This window comes from Klenkia soli, from assembly GCF_900103975.1.
Taxonomy (GTDB): Bacteria; Actinomycetota; Actinomycetes; order Mycobacteriales; family Geodermatophilaceae; genus Klenkia; species Klenkia soli.
Window position 1 is genome coordinate 298,921 of sequence record NZ_FNIR01000002.1, and the last position, 16,533, is coordinate 315,453.

The 16,533-nt window shown below is 73.9% G+C and carries 15 protein-coding genes; 7 read left to right on the forward strand and 8 right to left on the reverse strand.

Going from position 1 to position 16,533, the window contains the following annotated elements:
- Window positions 1-4 precede the first annotated feature (4 nt).
- Window positions 5-427, forward strand: a complete 423-nt coding sequence (locus BLS67_RS04330) for a hypothetical protein (RefSeq protein WP_091240287.1) — start codon at window positions 5-7, stop codon at window positions 425-427.
- Window positions 428-430: 3 nt separating this feature from the next.
- Here BLS67_RS04330 and BLS67_RS04335 read toward each other — a convergent pair whose 3' ends face one another.
- Genes BLS67_RS04335 through BLS67_RS04345 form a run of 3 tightly spaced genes read right to left on the reverse strand, consistent with a single transcriptional unit; the run spans window position 431 to window position 4,078 of the window.
- A complete protein-coding gene (locus tag BLS67_RS04335; RefSeq protein ID WP_091240290.1) occupies window positions 431-2,317 on the reverse strand; it encodes a primary-amine oxidase in 1,887 nt (628 codons plus the stop codon).
- Window positions 2,314-3,327 (reverse strand): agmatinase, encoded by a 1,014-nt coding sequence (speB, locus tag BLS67_RS04340; RefSeq protein ID WP_091240293.1) that lies wholly within the window; start codon window positions 3,325-3,327, stop codon window positions 2,314-2,316. Before speB ends, BLS67_RS04335 begins: the two co-directional genes overlap by 4 nt.
- 52 nt (window positions 3,328-3,379) lie before the next feature.
- Window positions 3,380-4,078 (reverse strand): TetR/AcrR family transcriptional regulator, encoded by a 699-nt coding sequence (locus tag BLS67_RS04345; RefSeq protein WP_091240296.1) that lies wholly within the window; start codon window positions 4,076-4,078, stop codon window positions 3,380-3,382.
- 63 nt (window positions 4,079-4,141) lie between these two features.
- Here BLS67_RS04345 and BLS67_RS04350 point away from each other — a divergent pair, with 63 nt between their 5' ends.
- The 5 genes from BLS67_RS04350 (at window position 4,142) to BLS67_RS04370 (ending at window position 9,806) form a co-directional block, all read left to right on the forward strand.
- Window positions 4,142-5,617, forward strand: a complete 1,476-nt coding sequence (locus BLS67_RS04350; RefSeq protein ID WP_091240300.1) for an APC family permease — start codon at window positions 4,142-4,144, stop codon at window positions 5,615-5,617.
- Window positions 5,614-7,221, forward strand: a complete 1,608-nt coding sequence (locus tag BLS67_RS04355) for an amidohydrolase (protein WP_207500261.1) — start codon at window positions 5,614-5,616, stop codon at window positions 7,219-7,221. The genes BLS67_RS04350 and BLS67_RS04355 overlap by 4 nt, the downstream gene beginning before the upstream one ends.
- A gap of 116 nt (window positions 7,222-7,337) precedes the next feature.
- Window positions 7,338-8,708, forward strand: coding sequence for an NAD-dependent succinate-semialdehyde dehydrogenase (locus tag BLS67_RS04360; RefSeq protein WP_091240304.1), 1,371 nt, complete (start codon window positions 7,338-7,340; stop codon window positions 8,706-8,708).
- A 94-nt stretch (window positions 8,709-8,802) separates the two neighbouring features.
- The gene (locus tag BLS67_RS04365; RefSeq protein WP_091240307.1) at window positions 8,803-9,270 is read left to right on the forward strand and encodes a hypothetical protein; all 468 of its coding nucleotides are present in this window, start codon (window positions 8,803-8,805) and stop codon (window positions 9,268-9,270) included.
- Between the two features lie 134 nt (window positions 9,271-9,404).
- Window positions 9,405-9,806 carry a VOC family protein gene (locus BLS67_RS04370; protein ID WP_165617469.1) on the forward strand — a complete coding sequence of 134 codons (402 nt, stop codon included), beginning with the start codon at window positions 9,405-9,407 and terminating at the stop codon, window positions 9,804-9,806.
- A 51-nt stretch (window positions 9,807-9,857) separates the two neighbouring features.
- Here BLS67_RS04370 and BLS67_RS04375 read toward each other — a convergent pair whose 3' ends face one another.
- From BLS67_RS04375 to BLS67_RS04395, 5 genes are all read right to left on the reverse strand, one after another.
- A complete protein-coding gene (locus BLS67_RS04375) occupies window positions 9,858-10,205 on the reverse strand; it encodes a PRC-barrel domain-containing protein (RefSeq protein WP_091240314.1) in 348 nt (115 codons plus the stop codon).
- A 100-nt stretch (window positions 10,206-10,305) separates the two neighbouring features.
- On the reverse strand, window positions 10,306-10,800 hold the full coding sequence (locus tag BLS67_RS04380) for a glutathione peroxidase (RefSeq protein ID WP_091240712.1): 495 nt from the start codon (window positions 10,798-10,800) through the stop codon (window positions 10,306-10,308).
- Between the two features lie 5 nt (window positions 10,801-10,805).
- A complete protein-coding gene (locus tag BLS67_RS04385) occupies window positions 10,806-11,237 on the reverse strand; it encodes a DUF2237 family protein (RefSeq protein WP_091240318.1) in 432 nt (143 codons plus the stop codon).
- Window positions 11,234-12,577 carry a glucose-6-phosphate dehydrogenase gene (locus tag BLS67_RS04390; protein WP_091240321.1) on the reverse strand — a complete coding sequence of 448 codons (1,344 nt, stop codon included), beginning with the start codon at window positions 12,575-12,577 and terminating at the stop codon, window positions 11,234-11,236. Before BLS67_RS04390 ends, BLS67_RS04385 begins: the two co-directional genes overlap by 4 nt.
- Window positions 12,574-14,427 carry a glycoside hydrolase family 15 protein gene (locus tag BLS67_RS04395; protein ID WP_091240324.1) on the reverse strand — a complete coding sequence of 618 codons (1,854 nt, stop codon included), beginning with the start codon at window positions 14,425-14,427 and terminating at the stop codon, window positions 12,574-12,576. Before BLS67_RS04395 ends, BLS67_RS04390 begins: the two co-directional genes overlap by 4 nt.
- A 90-nt stretch (window positions 14,428-14,517) precedes the next feature.
- Between BLS67_RS04395 and BLS67_RS04400 the strand changes: the two genes are divergently transcribed.
- Window positions 14,518-16,485 carry an acetoacetate--CoA ligase gene (locus BLS67_RS04400; RefSeq protein WP_242653821.1) on the forward strand — a complete coding sequence of 656 codons (1,968 nt, stop codon included), beginning with the start codon at window positions 14,518-14,520 and terminating at the stop codon, window positions 16,483-16,485.
- Window positions 16,486-16,533 lie beyond the last annotated feature (48 nt).

Here is a 16,533-nt window from a genome sequence, read left to right on the forward strand (position 1 = left end):
CTGCGTGACCACGCTGCTGGAACGCCCCGCCACGGTGGAGCTCGACGCCATCACCCTGCTGCCCGGTCGGGCCGCGCTGCTCGACGTCCTGGCCCTGCGCCGCCCCGCCGCCGGCCGACCCGCCGACACCGGGGTGGTCGTCGTCGGCCTGCTGTCGGCGACCGTGGTGCCGCTGGGCGCCGCCCTCCTGCTCGACGTCACCGCCGCGCTGTCCGGTGCGCTGGTCGAGGGCGAGTGGCTGGCCCGCTACGGCCCGGCCGCGTTCGCCGTCGTCACCGACGAGCCGCTGCCCGCGGCCGCGGGCCGGCTGCTCGCCGCGCTCGACCTGCCCGCCGCCGTCGGGCAGTGCCCGCTGACCCACGACCTGGACGCCGTCGCCGTCCTGCAGCGGGCCGCCGCCGACCTCGTGGCGACCCGCTCCGCCTGACCCCTAGTGGCAGTGCGGTGCGCCGGAGGCCGACGGGGGCATCGACAGCGTGGGGTTGCGGTCGAAGAAGCCGGTCGGCTTGAGCTCGAACCGCACGACGTCCACCGGCATGACCGGCCAGTCCTCGACCCGCGGCACGTGGTGCAGGCCGAACACGTGCCACAGGACGACGTCGGTCGCCTCGGTGGAGCGGCCGGCCTGCGTCCACTCGGGCAGCCCGGCGTCCCGTGAGCTCTGGTTGCAGAACTCGCCCGAGGGCCAGCGCTCCTCGGCGTCGAACGGCGTGACCCACACCGGGTGCGCCACCACGCCGGCCCGCTGGATGAGCGGGGACTCCGGCCCGGCCAGTGCGGGGATCGCCGCGGTCGGCACCAGCTTGTAGCTCGTCGGCGCACCCCACGCGTTGCGCCGCGAGGCCGAGGTGACCGAGAAGCCGCGCTGCGAGGCCCAGTCCAGGTCGAACCCGCCCTCGGTGGTGATCGGCGCCTTCCGCGGCGTCAGCGCCATGCCGTAGGGGTTGCCCGGCCCGATGGGCGGCACCTCGGTGTGCGACTGCACGACCGTGTTGTCGGGGGTGTCGACCTCCATGTCCAGCCGCGCCACGATGAAGTGCTGGTGCACCGGGGCGTAGGTGTGGTCGTCGACGACGGTGCCGTGCTCGGGCGGCGTGTCCTCGAACGCCGAGGTCACCATGATCCCGGTGGCCCGCACCTCGCACTCGATCTGGCCATCGGGGTAGAAGCGCCAGTAGACGAGGTACTCGTAGTTGGCCACGGTCGCGTGGAAGCTGACCACCAGCCGGCGCGAGCGCCGCACCTCGGCGCCGGCGTGCTCGTCGACGTGCTTCCAGAGGACGCCGTCGTCCTCCTCGTGGATGCAGATCGCGTTGGTGATCGTGTACGGCTCGCCGTGGCTGTCGTGCAGCACGGCGTCGAGGTAGGTGATCTCGCCCAGGCAGTCGCAGCCCAGCTCGAGCGAGGTGGTCATGAAGCCCAGGCCCCACTCGCCGATGTCGAAGGCGGTGCGGCGGTAGTGGTCCTCGCTGGGGTCGCGGTAGGGCACGACCATCTCGGCGAAGCTCATGCGGTGGGCGACCGACCGGCCGTCGATCGAGACCCGGTGCAGCACCAGGCCCTCGCGGTGGTTGAAGCCGATGCGCATCGACCAGTCCAGCCAGCGCAGCTCGTTGCCCTCGACCGACAGCGAGACGCCGTCGGGCTGGGTGAGCTCGAACTTCTTGACGTCCGTTCGCTCGACCAGGCCGGGCACCAGGGCGGGGACGTACTCGCCCATCGCGTTCGCCGGCGCCGGCACCGAGAACGTGTCCTCGACGTCCAGCAGCTCCATGGTGTTGAGGTCGACCACGTGGTGCAGGCCGTTGACCGGGTGCGCGTAGGGGTTGCCGTTCGGGGTCTCGCGGACCCAGACGTCGGTCCAGCCCACCCGGCGGTCGGCGAACTGCTGCGGGATGAGCGAGTGCCCGTAGGCCCAGGTGTCGATGAGCACCAGGTCGAGATCGGTGATGCCGCGGGCGGCCAGCGACTCGATGACCTGCGGGTGCGCGATCAGCGCGACGTGCGCCTCGTGCCACTCGTCGACGGTCATGTTCGGCTGCTCGCCGGGGACCGGCGTCCACTCGAGCACGGCGTCGTCGGTCAGCGACACGACCGCCTTGTACGCCGCGTTCGCGGCGGTCTCGAAGCAGGTCACCCGGGCCTCGCGCGGGTTCGGGTCGCCGGCCGACCAGGTGCGGACGACGTCCTTGGCCGGCTCGCGCAGCTCGATGCTCGCGAACCGCCACCCGTCGCCGACCCCCTTCTCGCGGCGCAGGATCGCCGCCGCGGCGCGGAACTCGTCGGCGGACAGCGGGTCGAGCGGGTGCGCGGTCATGGCAGGTTCCGATCTGCGAGCAGGGGGAGCGAGGGGTCGAACGGGGGGAGCGCCGAGCGGCGCCGGGCGATGGCGCTCAACGCCTCGAGGACGACGCGGTTGGCCAGGGCGGCGGTGATGTCGGCGTGGTCGTAGGGCGGGGAGACCTCGACGACGTCGATGCCCACGACCGGCAGCTCCAGGCAGATCCGGCGGACGGCGTCCAGCAGCTCGCGCGCGGTCAGCCCGCCGGGCTCGGGGGTGCCGGTGCCCGGCGCGTGCCCGGGGTCGCAGACGTCGATGTCGACGGAGAGGAAGACGCCGTCGCAGTCGTCGGTGGCGATGGTGAACGCCTCGGTCAGGCAGGCGGCCAGGCCGCGGTGCCCGATCTCGGTCATCTCGTAGGAGCGCATGCGCTGCTGCGCCATCCAGTCCAGCGTCTCGGGCGGTGGCCAGTAGCCGCGCAGCCCGACCTGCAGGAACCGGTCGCCGCGCAGCGCGCCGCTCTCGATCAGCCGGCGCATCGGCTGGCCGTGGCCCCACAGCGAGCCGAACTCGATGTCGCCGGTGTCGGCGTGCGCGTCGAAGTGGATCATCGACACCCGGCCGTGGCCCAGCACGTCGGCCACCCCGCCGGCGTCGGGGAAGGCGATGGAGTGGTCGCCGCCGAGGACCACCGGCATCGCCCCGGCCCGCACGACGTCGGCCACCGCCGAGCGCAGCGCGGGCAGTGCCACCTCGATGTCGCCGGAGTACATCTCGACGTCCCCGGCGTCCAGCACCTTCAGGTCGCGCAGGCCGTCGGTGCGCAGCGCCAGCGAGGGCCGCGAGCCGTCGTGCGGGAGGTAGTCGGTCATCCGGATCGCCTGCGGCCCGAACCGGGTGCCGGGGCGGTGGCTCGTCCCGCCGTCGAACGGGGCGCCCAGGATCACCACGTCGGCACCGGCCATCGTGGCCGGGTCGGTGTGGTCGCACCGGTCGACCCCGAGGTAGGTGATGTCGGGGCCGAACTGCGAGCCGTAGCGGACCATCTCTCCCCCTCGCGCACGACGGAAACCGTCGATCGGATGTGCTGCGGCGACGCTATCCGTTGTCGGCGGCCGCGTCGAGGTGTGCCCGCATGCCGGCGACCAGGGCGGTCAACCCGAGCTCGAAGGCGGCGTCGGCCCGCTCGCGCCCGCGGGGAGCGGCCCGCACGGCGGCGTCCATGCGCGGGGTGGGGCTCGCCCCGCCCGCCGGGGCCGAGGGCAGCCACACGTCGTCCGGCGCGGCGAGGTCCAGGGCCGAGCCGAGGGTGAAGTTGTCGACCACGCTGAGCCACAGCACGACCTCGTCCTCGGCGAACCCGCCGCGCAGCAGCATCCCGGTGACCTGCTCGTACGAGGCCAGCACGGCGGGGTCGGTGATGGTCTGCCCGGTCAGCATCGGGATGAGGTTGGGGTGGGCGGCGAAGGCGTCGCGGTAGCGGCGCAGCCAGGTGGCCAGCCCGGCGTCCCAGGGCTGGTCGACCGGGATCGGCCCGATGTCCTGGCCGAGCCGGTCGCGCAGCGCCTCGAGGATCGCGTCGCGCCCGGGCAGGTGGTGGTAGATCGACGACGCGCTGCTGCCCAGCCGGGTCGCCAGCTCGGTCATCGTCAGCCGGCCGTTCTCGTCGACCAGGGCCAGGGCCGCGCCGAGGATCGCGTCGACGCTGAGCAGCCGCCTGCGCCGCCGCTTCGGGACGTCGTCGGGATCTGGCACGACGTTCACGTCGTCGCAACCCTTGACGGTGATGCTGCCCACACCCCACAGTAACCGAACGTCATTCGGTTAAGAGTGCCCAGCGTCCCCGGGAGGACCCCGTCCATGGCCACCGATCTCCCTTCGTCCCCCGCCGTCGCGGCGCCCGATGCACCGGGTCTCCGGCGCAACGCCCTCGGCACCGGCGGCATCGTCTTCCTGGTCGTCGCCGCGGCTGCCCCGCTGACCGTGATGGCCGGGGTCGCCCCGCTGGCCCTCCTGGTCGGCGGGATCGGCGCCCCGGTGGGGTACCTCGCCGCCGGCGTCGTGCTGACCATCTTCGCCGTCGCGTTCACCGCCATGACCAAGCACGTCGGCAGCGCCGGCGCGTTCTACTCCTACGTCACCCGCGGGCTGGGGCAGACCGCCGGCCTCGCGGCCGCCGTCCTGGCGCTGGTGTCCTACAGCGGGCTGCAGGTCGGGGTCTACGGGCTGCTCGCCCAGCAGACCCAGGCCACGCTGCTCGACGTCTTCGGCATCTCGCTGCCGTGGCCGGTCATCGCGCTGGTCGGCATCGCGATCGTCACCGCGGTCTGCTGGTTCGGCATCGACGTCGGCGCCAAGGTGCTCGGCGTGCTGCTGGTCGCCGAGACCGCGATCCTCGCCCTCATGGCCGGCGGGGTCATCGCGCGGGGCGGCGCCGAGGGGCTGTCGGCCGGGTCGTTCGCGCCGTCCAGCCTGACCGGGCCCGGCATGGCGGCCATCCTCGCGCTCTGCTTCGCCGCGTTCATGGGCTTCGAGTCCACCGCGATCTACCGCAGCGAGGCCCGACGTCCCGAGCGGACCATCCCGCGGGCCACCTACGTCGCGGTCGGCTTCATGGCGGTCTTCTACTGCGTCGTCGTGTGGTCGGTCGTGCAGGCGTTCGGCGAGGCCGGCGTGCAGGGCGCCGCGGCGGCCGACCTGCCGGGGCTCTTCTTCCAGGTCATCGCCACCTACGTGGGCCCCTGGGCAGCCACGCTCATGCAGCTCCTCGTCGTCACCAGCGTGCTGGCCTCCCAGATCGCCTTCCACAACGCCGTCACCCGCTACGCCCTCGCGCTGTCCGAGGACGGCGTCCTCCCCGCCGGCGCCGGTCGGCTGCACCCCCGCCACCAGTCGCCCACCACCGCGGGCCTGGTGCAGAGCGGCATCGCCGCACTCGCCGTGATCGCCTTCGGCCTGGCCGGCGCGGACCCCTTCCGCGGTCTGCTCGTCTGGATCAACACCCCCGCGGTCGTCGGCGTCCTGCTGCTGCAGGTGCTCACCGCCGTCTCGGTCGTCGTCTTCTTCACCCGGGCCGACCGGCCGACCCGGCACCCCGTCGCCGTCGTCGCCGGCGTCGTGTCCGCGGTGCTGCTGGCCGGTGCCACCGCCCTGCTGGTGGACAACATCGGCCTGCTCACCAACACCGAGTCGGCGGCGAACTGGATCGTGGTGGGGCTCGTGCCGGTGGTGCTGGTCGTCGGGGTCGTGGTGGCCCGCTGGCTGCGGACGGCCCGCCCCGAGGTCTACGCCCGGATCGGCCGCGGCACCGCACCGACCGCCGAGGCGCACTCGTGAACCCCGACCTGGTGGTGCTCGCCGGCACCGTGCACACGATGGACGGCGACTCCGCGGTGCAGGCCGTCGCGGTGACGGACGGGCTCGTCACGGCGGTCGGCTCCGCCGCCGACGTGCAGGACTGGCGCGCACCGCGCACCGAGGTGCTCGACCTCGGGACGGCGACGCTGATGCCCGGCCTCACCGACGGCCACCTGCACCCGGTCAGCGGCCTGCAGATGGCCGCCGGCACCGACCTGTCCGCGGTCACCGACCTCGGCCACCTGCGGTCGGTGCTCGCCGAGGCGGCGCGCGGACGCCGACCCGACGAGTGGGTGCTCGGCTGGGGCCTGGACCCCAACGTCTTCGGCCGCACCCCGGTCGCGGCCGTCGAGGTCGAGGAGGCCCTCGGCGGGCGCCCGGCGCTGCTGCGGCTGTTCGACGCGCACGGCGCGCTGGCCACCGCCGCGGCGCTGCGGATCGCCGGGGTCGACGGCCCGCGGGAGTTCGACCAGCGCGCCCGGGTGGTCTGCGACGCCGACGGCGTGCCCACCGGGCTGCTGCTGGAGTGGGCCGCGATCGAGCTGGTCGCCCAGGTCGCGCCCGTGGCACCGGTGGCCGAGCGGGCCGCCGAGCTCGGCGAGCTGCTGCGCGGCATGGCCGCCAGCGGGCTCACCGGCGGCCACGTCATGGACTTCATCGGTGACAGCGCCGAGGTGCTGGCCGCCGTCGAGGCCGCCGGTGACCTGCCGTTGCGGCTGCGGTTCGCCCCGTGGTGCATGCCCGGGGTGGACGACGACGGCCTGGCCGAGCTGGTGCACCTGCAGGCGACGGCGGGCCGGCGCTGGCAGGTCGGCGGGGTCAAGTTCATGGTCGACGGCACGATCGACGGCGGCACCGCCTGGCTCGCCGAGCCCGATGCCTTCGGCGAGTCCACCGAGTCGTTCTGGCCGGACCCGCAGGCCTACACCCGAGCGGTGCGGCACCTGGCCGAGGCGGGCGTGCCCACCGCCACGCACGCCATCGGCGACGCCGCGGTCGCGCACGTCGTCCGGTCGCTGGCGGGCGTCGCGGGCGGGGCCACCCACCGGGTGGAGCACCTGGAGACCCTGCCGGGCGAGCTGGTGCGCCGGTTCGCCGCCAGCGGCCTGGTGGCGAGCATGCAGCCCAGCCACTGCACGCTGTACTCGAAGGCCGACCACAGCGACAACTGGTCGCACCGGCTGGGCGCCGAGCGGGCCGACCGGGCGTGGCGGTGCGGCGACCTGCGCCGGGCCGGGGTCACCCTGGCGCTGGGCTCGGACTGGCCGGTGGCGCCCTACGACCCCCGGCCGATCATGGCCGACGCCCAGCTGCGCCGGCCGGCGGGCCGACGGGACAGCCCCCCGGTCCAGCCGGGCCAGGCGCTCACCGCCCGGCAGGCGCTGGAGGGGTACACCAGCCACGCCGCGGCGGCGGCCGGCGAGGCCCGCGTCGCCGGGCGGATCGCGGTCGGCATGCGGGCCGACCTCACCGCGCTGGCGCTGGACCCGCTCATCACCCCGCCCGACGAGTCCGCCGAGAGCCCGGTGCTGCTCACCGTCGTCGGCGGGGCGCCGGTGCACCGGGCGGTGACGGTGGGCTGAGGCATGCCGCACGGGAGGCCGGGGACGACGGAAACCGTCGGCTCCGGCTTCCCCGACCACCGGATCCGTCGCTAGTCTCCCCGCACGGACGTCGTCCCCCTGATCGGAGCACAGCCTTGACCGAGTACGTCGTCGTGGACCCAGCCACGGGCGAGACCGTGGCCAGCTACCCCACCGCCACCGACGAGCAGGTCGAGGAGGCGATCGCCGCGGCCACCGCCGCCCACCGGGGGTGGTCCCGCAGCTCCTCGGCGGCCGAGCGCGGGGCGCTGATCCGCCGGGTGGCGGAGCTGCACCGCGAGCGCAAGGACACCCTGGCTGCGCTGATCGTGCGCGAGATGGGCAAGACGATCACCGCTGCCGAGGGCGAGGTCGACTTCGCCGCCGACATCTACGAGTACTACGCCGACAACGCCGAGCGGATCACCGCCGACCAGCCGATCGACCTGGTCGAGGGCTCGGCGGGCACCGCGGTCATCCGCCGCGCCTCGCTGGGGCCGCTGCTGGGCGTCATGCCGTGGAACTTCCCGTACTACCAGGTGGCCCGGTTCGCCGGCCCCAACCTGGCGATCGGCAACACCATCATCCTCAAGCACGCCCCGCAGTGCCCGGAGTCCGCCGCCGCGATCGAGCAGGTGTTCCTCGACGCCGGGTTCCCCGAGGGTGCCTACGTCAACGTCTACGCCAGCAACGACCAGGCCGCCACGATCATCGGCGACCCCCGCGTGCAGGGCGTCTCCCTCACCGGCTCCGAGCGGGCCGGCACCGCGGTGGCCGAGGTGGCCGGCCGGCACCTGAAGAAGGTGGCCCTGGAGCTGGGTGGCTCCGACCCGTTCATCCTGCTGTCGACCGACGACCTCGACGCCGCCGTCTCCGCCGCCGTCGAGGCGCGCATGGACAACAGCGGCCAGTCCTGCAACGCGGCCAAGCGCTTCGTCGTCCACGCCGACCTGTACGACGAGTTCCTGGCCGGGATCACCGCGAAGATGACGGCGATCGTCCCCGCGGACCCGACGAAGGCCGAGACCGAGCTGGGCCCGCTGTCCTCGCTGCGGGCCGCGGAGACCCTCGACCAGCAGGTGCAGCGCGCCGTCGCCGCCGGCGCCACCCTGGTCGCCGGCGGGAAGCGCGAGGGCGCCTACTTCGAGCCCACGGTGCTCACCGGGGTCACCGCCGACAACCCCGCCTACGGCGAGGAGTTCTTCGGCCCGGTCGCCGTCGTCTACTCGGTTCCCGACGAGGACGCCGCGGTCGAGCTGGCCAACGACACCGGCTTCGGCCTGGGCTCCTACGTGTTCACCACCGACCCCGAGCAGGGCGAGCGGGTGGCGAACCGCATCGAGGCCGGCATGGTCTACGTGAACCTGGTGCTCGCCGACTCCCCGGAGCTGCCCTTCGGCGGCATCAAGCGCAGCGGCACCTCGCGCGAGATGGGCCTGCTGGCCGCCGACGAGTTCGTGAACAAGAAGCTGGTCCGCATCGGCTGACGCTGGGCGACTGCTCAGGGAGGGCCGAGCTCCGGCACAGCGCGGGGTCCGATGGTGGTCAGGACGCACCACCGGACCCCGCGCAGGAGCAGACGTGACCGACCCCCAGCACCCCGACCAGTTCCCCTCCACCACCCCGCCGGCGGACCCGCCCACCCAGGCGGAGCCGTACCGCGGGACCGAGCCGCGGGTCGAGGCGCACCCCTACACCGGGGAGCCGACCTGGTCGGCCACCCCGGCCGCGACGCCGACGGAGCCGCGCCCCCGCCGCCGCGGTCGGGCCCGCATAGCCCTGGTGGCCGCTGCGGCGGTCGGGCTGGTCGCCGTGGGCGGGGGCGGGTTCGCCGTGGGCCGGGCCACCGCACCGGAGACGGCGGCCACCACGTCGACCACCGACCAGCAGTTCCCCGGTGGGGGCGGCGGTCCGATGGGCACCCCGCCCGACGGCAGCCAGTTCGGCACCCCGCCCGGCCAGGACGGCACCACGGACGGGACGACGTCGGACGGGACGACGTCGGACGGCACGACGTCGGACGGCACGACGTCCGATCCGACCACCTGATCTCCCGGCCCCGGCGCGTCCCCCGCGCGCCGGCGGCCGGGTCCGGCAGCGATGAGTTCTGGACGGCGTGGTCGTCTTGCTGGTGACGGGGCCGGGAGGGCCGGCCCGACCACCTCAGGGAGCACCCCGTGCGCATGATCTTCGTCAACCTGCCGGTCACCGACATCGAGGCCGCGAAGGCGTTCTACGCCGGACTGGGCTTCGAGCAGAACATGCAGTTCAGCGACGAGAACACCGCGTCGTTCGAGATCGCCGAGAACATCACGGCGATGGTCCTGACCCGGGAGAGGTTCGCCAGCTTCCTGCCCGCGGGTGCGACCACGGGCGACCCGGCGCAGACGGTGTCGGTGATGAACGCCCTGTCGGCCGAGAGCCGTCAGGAGTGCGACGACCTGCTGGCGAAGGCGATCGAGCACGGCGGCAGCAAGTACAACGAGTCCCAGGACCACGGCTTCATGTACGGCACCGCGTTCGCCGACCCGAGCGGCAACGTCTGGGAAGCCGTCTGGATGGACCCGTCGGCCATCGCCGGCTGAGCTGTGGAGTCGCAGCGCTCGGAGAACGATGCGCTGCGACTCCACCAGGCCTCAGCGGCGGGCGAGCTGCCGTTCGCCGTTGGCGCCCGTGGAGTAGGGCAGCTGGTAGTGCGCGAACACCTTCGGCTCCTCGTCGGCGGTGAGCTCGCCGTCGGTGTCGATGTTCGGGGCCGCCTTGGCCAGGTCGCGGGGGTAGGACACCCGGACCTCGCGCGGGCCGACGGTGGAGTCCTTGAGCGGGATGAACACGATGCTCTTGCCGCCGATCTCGACGCCGATGAACGAGGGCTCGTCGGACACGACGTCGACGTAGATCGACTCCAGGGTGCCGATCTTGTGGCCCTCGGGGTCGACGACGTTCTCGCCGCGCCAGTCGCGGATGTTGCCTGCCGGGATCATGCGGTGTCCTCCATGTCGGGGGAGAGCTCCGGGGGCCCGGAGCACGTCGCGGCGAGGATGCCCAGCATCGATCGCGCGCAACCATCCGTCGGCGTGTGACTTACAGCGTCAACTGCGCCTCGACGGCGGCCCGCACCGCGGGGTCGGTGGGCTCGGTGCGGGGGCGGAACCGGGCCACCACCTCACCGGATGCCGAGAGCAGGAACTTCTCGAAGTTCCACTGCACGTCGCCCGCCTCGCCGTCGGCGTCGGGCACCGCGGTCAGGGCCCGGTAGAGCGGGTCGGCGTCGGGGCCGTTGACCTCGACCTTCGCCGTCATCGGGAACGTCACGCCGTAGGTGGCGGAGCAGAACTCCTCGATCTCGGCGGAGGTGCCCGGCTCCTGGCCGGCGAACTGGTTGCACGGCACCCCGACGACGGTGAACCCGCGGTCGCCGTACTCCTGCTGCAGCTGCTCGAGCTGGGTGTACTGCGGCGTCAGCCCGCACCGGCTGGCCACGTTCACCACGAGCGCGGGGCGGCCGCCGGTCAGCTCGCCGAGCGTGCTCGGGTCGCCCTGCAGGGTGGTCACGGGCAGCGTGCGCAGATCGGTCACGCCGGTCACGAACCGGCGACGGGGGGCGGGGATTCCCCCCACCCGGACAGGTCGTCGGGGACGTCGACCGCGTGGGCGCGCAAGAGCTCGAGCGGGACGACGTCCAGGGACTTCACGTTCGTCGCGGCCAGCACGACCCCGGCGGGCGCCCCGGCCTCGGCCGCCTGCCGCCAGCGGGCGGCCACCACGCACCACCGGTCGCCGGGGGTGAGTCCGCGGAAGCCGAACTCGGGGCGCGGGGTGGTCAGGTCGTTGCCCAGGGCGGCCTGCATCGCCAGGAACTCGGCGGACACCACGGCGCAGACGGTGTGGCTGCCGATGTCCTCGGGGCCGGTGCAGCAGTGGCCGTCGCGGTAGAAGCCGGTGACCGGGTCGCTGCCGCACTCCTCGAGCGGGCCACCCAGCACGTTCCGCTCGCCCGGCACGTAGGGGCTCATGCCGGACCGTCGGAGCCGGCGGGGTAGTCGACCAGCGGGATCCGGTCGGCGGCCCAGGCGTCGAGCACCGGCTGCACGATCCGCCAGCCCTGCTCGGCCTCGACGTCCGAGATCGACAGCGTCGGGTCCCCGGCCAGCATCTCGCGCAGCAGCAGGCCGTAGGCCGGGAGGTCCTGCTCGGGCGAGGTCGCCCGCAGCACCTCGCGCTCGAGGTCGAAGGGGTCGCCGGCACCGTTGAGGTTGATCTCCAGCGCGATGCCGTCGGGGCTCAGCTGCAGACGCAGGACGTCGGCCTCGGGCTGCTCGTCGGCGAAGGCCAGGTGCGGCACCGGCTTGAACCGGACCACGATCTCCTTGCGCTGGGTGCCCAGCGCCTTGCCGGTGCGCAGCCGGAACGGCACCCCGCTCCAGCGCCAGTTCTCGATGGTCACGGTGAACTCGGCGTAGGTCTCGGTGCCGCGGGTGGGGTCGACCCCCTCCTCGTCGGCGTACGCGGGCAGCTCGCGGTCGCCGATCGTGCCGGCGGTGTACCGCCCGCGCACGCTGTGCTCGGGGTAGGAGCGGACGGCGCGCAGCACGTCGGCCTTGCGGGCCTGCAGGGTGCCGGAGTCCAGCGACTGCGGGGGTTCCATCGCGACGACGGCGAGCAGCTGCAGCAGGTGGTTCTGCAGCATGTCCCGCAGCGCGCCGGCCTTGTCGTAGTAGCCGGCCCGCCCCTCCAGGCCGAGGTCCTCGTCGAACACGATCTCGACGGAGTCGACGTGCTGGGCGTTCCACACCGGCTCGAACACCCGGTTGGCGAAGCGCAGGCCCAGCACGTTGAGCACGGTCTGCTTGGCCAGGAAGTGGTCGATCCGGAAGACCGCCTCCTCGGGGACCAGCCCGTGCAGCACCTCGTTGAGCTCGCGGGCGTCCTCGATGCCGGTGCCGAACGGCTTCTCCACCACGACGCGGGCGCCCTCGGGCAGCCCCACCTCGCGCAGCGCGGTGAGCGTGGGCAGGAAGACGGTGTTGGGCAGCGCCAGGTAGACCACCGGCACGCCGTCCACCCGGTCGAGCGCGCGGCGCAGGTCGTCGGGGCTGGTGACGTCGCCGTGCTCGTGGCCCAGCTGGGCGACCACGCGCTCGCGGGCGTCCTCGGCCAGGCCCTCGGCGTGGGCGGTGAGCCGCTCCCGCGCCCAGTCCCGGTAGGCCTCGTCGTCCCAGTCCTGCTGGCTGACCGCGAGCACCTCGACGGCCTCGTCGAGCACCCCGCGCTCGTACAGCTCGGCCAGGCTGGGGAGGAGCAGGCGGCCGGTCAGGTCACCGGATCCGCCGAGGACGACGAAGGAACGCTTCACGAGCGGCCTGCCTCTGCGCGTCGGGCACGGGCGATCTTCCACCCCGAGGCGATGACGCCCAGGTGGCTGAAGGCCTGCGGGAAGTTGCCCAGGAACGAGCCGTCCCGGGGGTCGATCTCCTCGCTGAGCAGGCCCAGCGGGGTGGCGCGGGCGCACAGCGAGTCGTACAGGGCCTCGGCCTCGTCCAGCCGGCCCTGGCCGGTGAGGTTGTCCACCAGCCAGAAGCTGCACAGCAGGAACGCGCCCTCCTGCCCGGGCAGCCCGTCGTCGGACTCGCTGTGCAGGTACCGGTAGAGCAGGCCGTCGCCGGCGTCGAGGTGCTCGGTCACCTTCTCGACCGTCGCGACCATGCGCGGGTCGTCGAAGGGGACGACGCCGCGCAGCGGCAGGGCCAGCAGCGAGCCGTCCAGCCCGCCGTCGTTCGCCTGCCCGTCCTCGGCCAGGTGCTCGGTGAAGGTGCCGCGCTCGCCGTCCCACGACCGCTCGAGGACGGCGGCCCGCATCTCGCGCGCGGCCTCGGTCCACCGCTCGCGGGGGTGGTCGAGGCCGCAGCGCTCGGCGATGCGCAGCGCCCGGTCGACGGCGACCTGGCACATGGCCACCGAGTAGGTGAACGGGCGGCCGGCGCCGCGGATCTCCCAGATCCCCTGGTCGGGGGTCCGCCACTGCTCGATCGCCTGCTCGGCGAGCGCGGTGAGCGCCGTCCAGAGGTGCTCGTCGACCTGGCCGCCGTCGGTCGTCCACTGGTGGGCGACGTCCATGAGCTCGCCGTAGACGTCGTGCTGGGTCTGCCCGGCCGCGCCGTTGCCCCAGCGCACGGGGCCGGAGTCGCGCCAGCCGCGCAGGGCCGGGTCCTCCCACTCCTCGGGCGGCTGCCCGCCGTCGAGGGCGTACATGATCTTCGGGCCGCCGTCGCGCTCGGCGTTGGTGAGCGTCCAGGCCAGGAAGGAGTCGGCCTCGGTGGTCAGCCCGATGCGGCGCAGCGCGTAGACGCTGAACGCGGCGTCGCGGACCCAGGTGTAGCGGTAGTCCCAGTTGCGCACCCCGCCCACCTCCTCGGGCAGCGACGAGGTGGCGGCGGCCATGATCGCGCCGGTGGCCGCGTGGTCGAGCAGCTTGAGGGTGATCGCCGAGCGGCGGACCAGCCGGCGCTGCGGGCCCTCGTACCGGATCCGCCCGGCCCAGGCCCGCCAGGCGGTGGCGGTCTGGTGCACCAACGCCGCGGGGTCCTGCCGGTCCTGCAGCCGGGTGTTGCCCGACCAGTGCAGGGCCACGGTCAGCGGGTCGCCGGCGCGCAGGGTCACGGTGCCGCCCAGCGAGCCGTCGTCGGCCACCGCGAGCGGGTGGGAGGACCACACGGTGAGCCGCAGGTCGGGCTGCGCGGGCCAGGACAGCGCCCAGCCGCCGCCCTCCTGCCGCACCTGCACGTCGTCCCGGGGCCTCAACCGCACGGTCAGCTCGGCCGCGCCGGTGACCACGCGGGCCAGCCGCAGCAGCTCCGACCGCCCGGCGGGCACCAGCTCGGTGAGGTCGGCGCCGGCGCGCAGCGTGAGGCAGTCGGTGACCTCGACGACGCCGTCGGGGCCGTGCAGCTCGGTGAGCAGCACCCCGGTGTCGTCGAGGTAGCGCTGGTCGGCGGTCTCCAGCCCGGTCAGCGCCAGGTCGAAGGAGCCGCCGCGCTCGTGGTCCAGCAGCCCGGCCAGGAAGGGCGGGGAGTCGAAGTCGGGCAGGCACAGCCACGGGATGGAGCCGTCGCGGGCCACCAGCGCGCAGGTGGCGCCGTCCCCGATCAGGCCGTGGTCCTCGATGGGCAGCTGACCGCGGTCTCGAGTCAGCGGGCGGGTCGGCACGTGGTTCTCCTCGGTGTCGGCTCGTCGTCCCCCGCCCCCTGCCCGGTGGACGGCCTCCCGAACCCCCGGGCTTCTGGCAGGGTGCGGGGGGTGACGCTGTGGTCCCCGACACCCGAGTCCGTCGCCGCCTCCCAGCTGGGCCGGTTCGCGGCCTGGGCCGCCGGGCGCCGGGGGCTGGACCTGCCCGACTACGACGCGATCTGGGCCTGGTCGACGTCGGAGCTGGACCAGTTCTGGGCCGACGTCGCCACCTGGTTCGAGGTGTTCGAGGGCGAGGCGCCGGTCACCGACGACGAGGTGCTGGGCTCGCGGGCCATGCCGGGTGCCGAGTGGTTCCCGCGCCGCACGGTCAACCTGGCCCAGCTCGCGCTGCGGCACGCCACCGACGAGCGGCCGGCGATCGTCTCGGTGCGCGAGACGCCCGACGGCCTGGCCGAGCCCGAGGAGCTGTCGTGGGCCGACCTGCGCGGGCAGGTCGGCGCGTTCGCCGCCACGCTGCGCCGGCTCGGCGTGCAGCGCGGGGACCGGGTCGCCGGCTACCTGCCCAACGTGCCCGAGGCCGTCGTCGCGTTCCTGGGCTGCGCCGCGATCGGGGCCGTCTGGTCGGCCTGCGCACCGGACTTCGGGCCCCGCGCCGTGCTCGACCGGTTCGCCCAGATCGAGCCGGTGGTGCTGGTCGCCGTCGACGGCTACCGGTTCGGTGGTCGCGAGCACGACCGCCGGGACGTCGTGGCGCAGCTGCGCGCGTCGCTGCCCACCGTGCGGACGACAATCGCCCTGCCCCGCCTGCACGCCGAGGTCCCCGACGGGACGCTGCCGTGGGCCGACGCGGTGGCCGACGTCCAGCCGCCGGTGTTCGAGGCGCTGCCGTTCGACCACCCGCTGTGGATCGTCTACTCCTCGGGCACGACCGGGCTGCCCAAGGGGATCGTGCACGGGCACGGCGGGGTGGCGGTCGAGCAGCTCAAGCAGGCCGGGCTGCACATCGACGTCGGGCCCGGCGACCGGTTCTCCTGGTACGCCTCGACCGCCTGGATCATGTGGAACATCGCGGCCTGCTCGCTGCTCACCGGCGCCACGCTGGTGGTGCACGACGGCGCCCCCGGCTTCCCGACGCTGGACGCCCAGTTCGCCGTCGCCGCGGCCACCGGCCTGACCTACCTGGGCACCAGCGCCGGCTACCTGACCGCCTGCGAGAAGGCCGGGCTGGAGCCGGGTTCCGCGCACGACCTGAGCGCGCTGAAGGGCATCGGGTCGACCGGGTCACCGCTGCCGGCCTCGGCGTTCGAGTGGGTCTACGCGGCGGTGAAGCCCGACGTGTTCCTGGGCTCGCTGTCCGGCGGCACCGACGTCGCCACCGGGTTCATCGGCTCCTCGCTGCTGCTGCCGGTGGTCGCCGGCGAGCTGCAGCGGCCGATGCTCGGGGTGGCCGCGGCGTCGTGGGACGAGCAGGGGCACCCGGTGGTGGGGGAGCTCGGCGAGCTGGTGGTCACCGAGCCGATGCCGACCATGCCGCTGCACTTCTGGGCCGATCCCGACGGCACCCGCTACCGGGAGGCCTACTTCGAGCCGTGGCCCGGGGTGTGGCGGCACGGCGACTGGCTGGAGATCACGCCCACCGGCAGCTGCATCATCACCGGCCGCTCGGACTCCACCCTCAACCGCGGTGGCGTCCGGATGGGGACGGCGGACCTCTACGCCGCGGTCGAGAGCATCCCGGCCATCGCCGACTGCGTGGTGCTGGGCGTCGAGCAGCGCGACGGCGGCTACTGGATGCCGCTGTTCGTGCAGCTCGCCGACGGGTTCGAGCTCACCGACGCCCTGGTCGCCGAGATCCGCGAGGCGGTGAAGCGCGAGGCCAGCCCGCGGCACGTGCCCGACGAGGTGCTCGTCGTCCCCGGGGTGCCGCACACCCGTACCGGCAAGCGCCTGGAGGTCCCGCTCAAGCGGCTGTTCCAGGGCGTGCCGCCGGCCCAGGCGCTGAACCTCGGCGCCGTCGACGACGCCGAGGTGGTCCAGCACTACGTGCAGCTCGCCGCGGAGCGCGGCCCCCGCTGAGACCGCCGAGTGACAGCTGAGCGTGGTCGCCCGGCCCGCATGACCACG

Coding starts and splice junctions, on each gene's coding strand:
- BLS67_RS04335 (WP_091240290.1), bottom strand. CDS start 2,317: ATGACCGCGCACCCGCTCGACCCGCTGTCCGCCGACGAGTTCCGCGCC.
- speB (WP_091240293.1), bottom strand. CDS start 3,327: ATGGTCCGCTACGGCTCGCAGTTCGGCCCCGACATCACCTACCTCGGG.
- BLS67_RS04350 (WP_091240300.1), top strand. CDS start 4,142: ATGGCCACCGATCTCCCTTCGTCCCCCGCCGTCGCGGCGCCCGATGCA.
- BLS67_RS04370 (WP_165617469.1), top strand. CDS start 9,405: ATGATCTTCGTCAACCTGCCGGTCACCGACATCGAGGCCGCGAAGGCG.
- BLS67_RS04375 (WP_091240314.1), bottom strand. CDS start 10,205: ATGATCCCGGCAGGCAACATCCGCGACTGGCGCGGCGAGAACGTCGTC.
- BLS67_RS04385 (WP_091240318.1), bottom strand. CDS start 11,237: ATGAGCCCCTACGTGCCGGGCGAGCGGAACGTGCTGGGTGGCCCGCTC.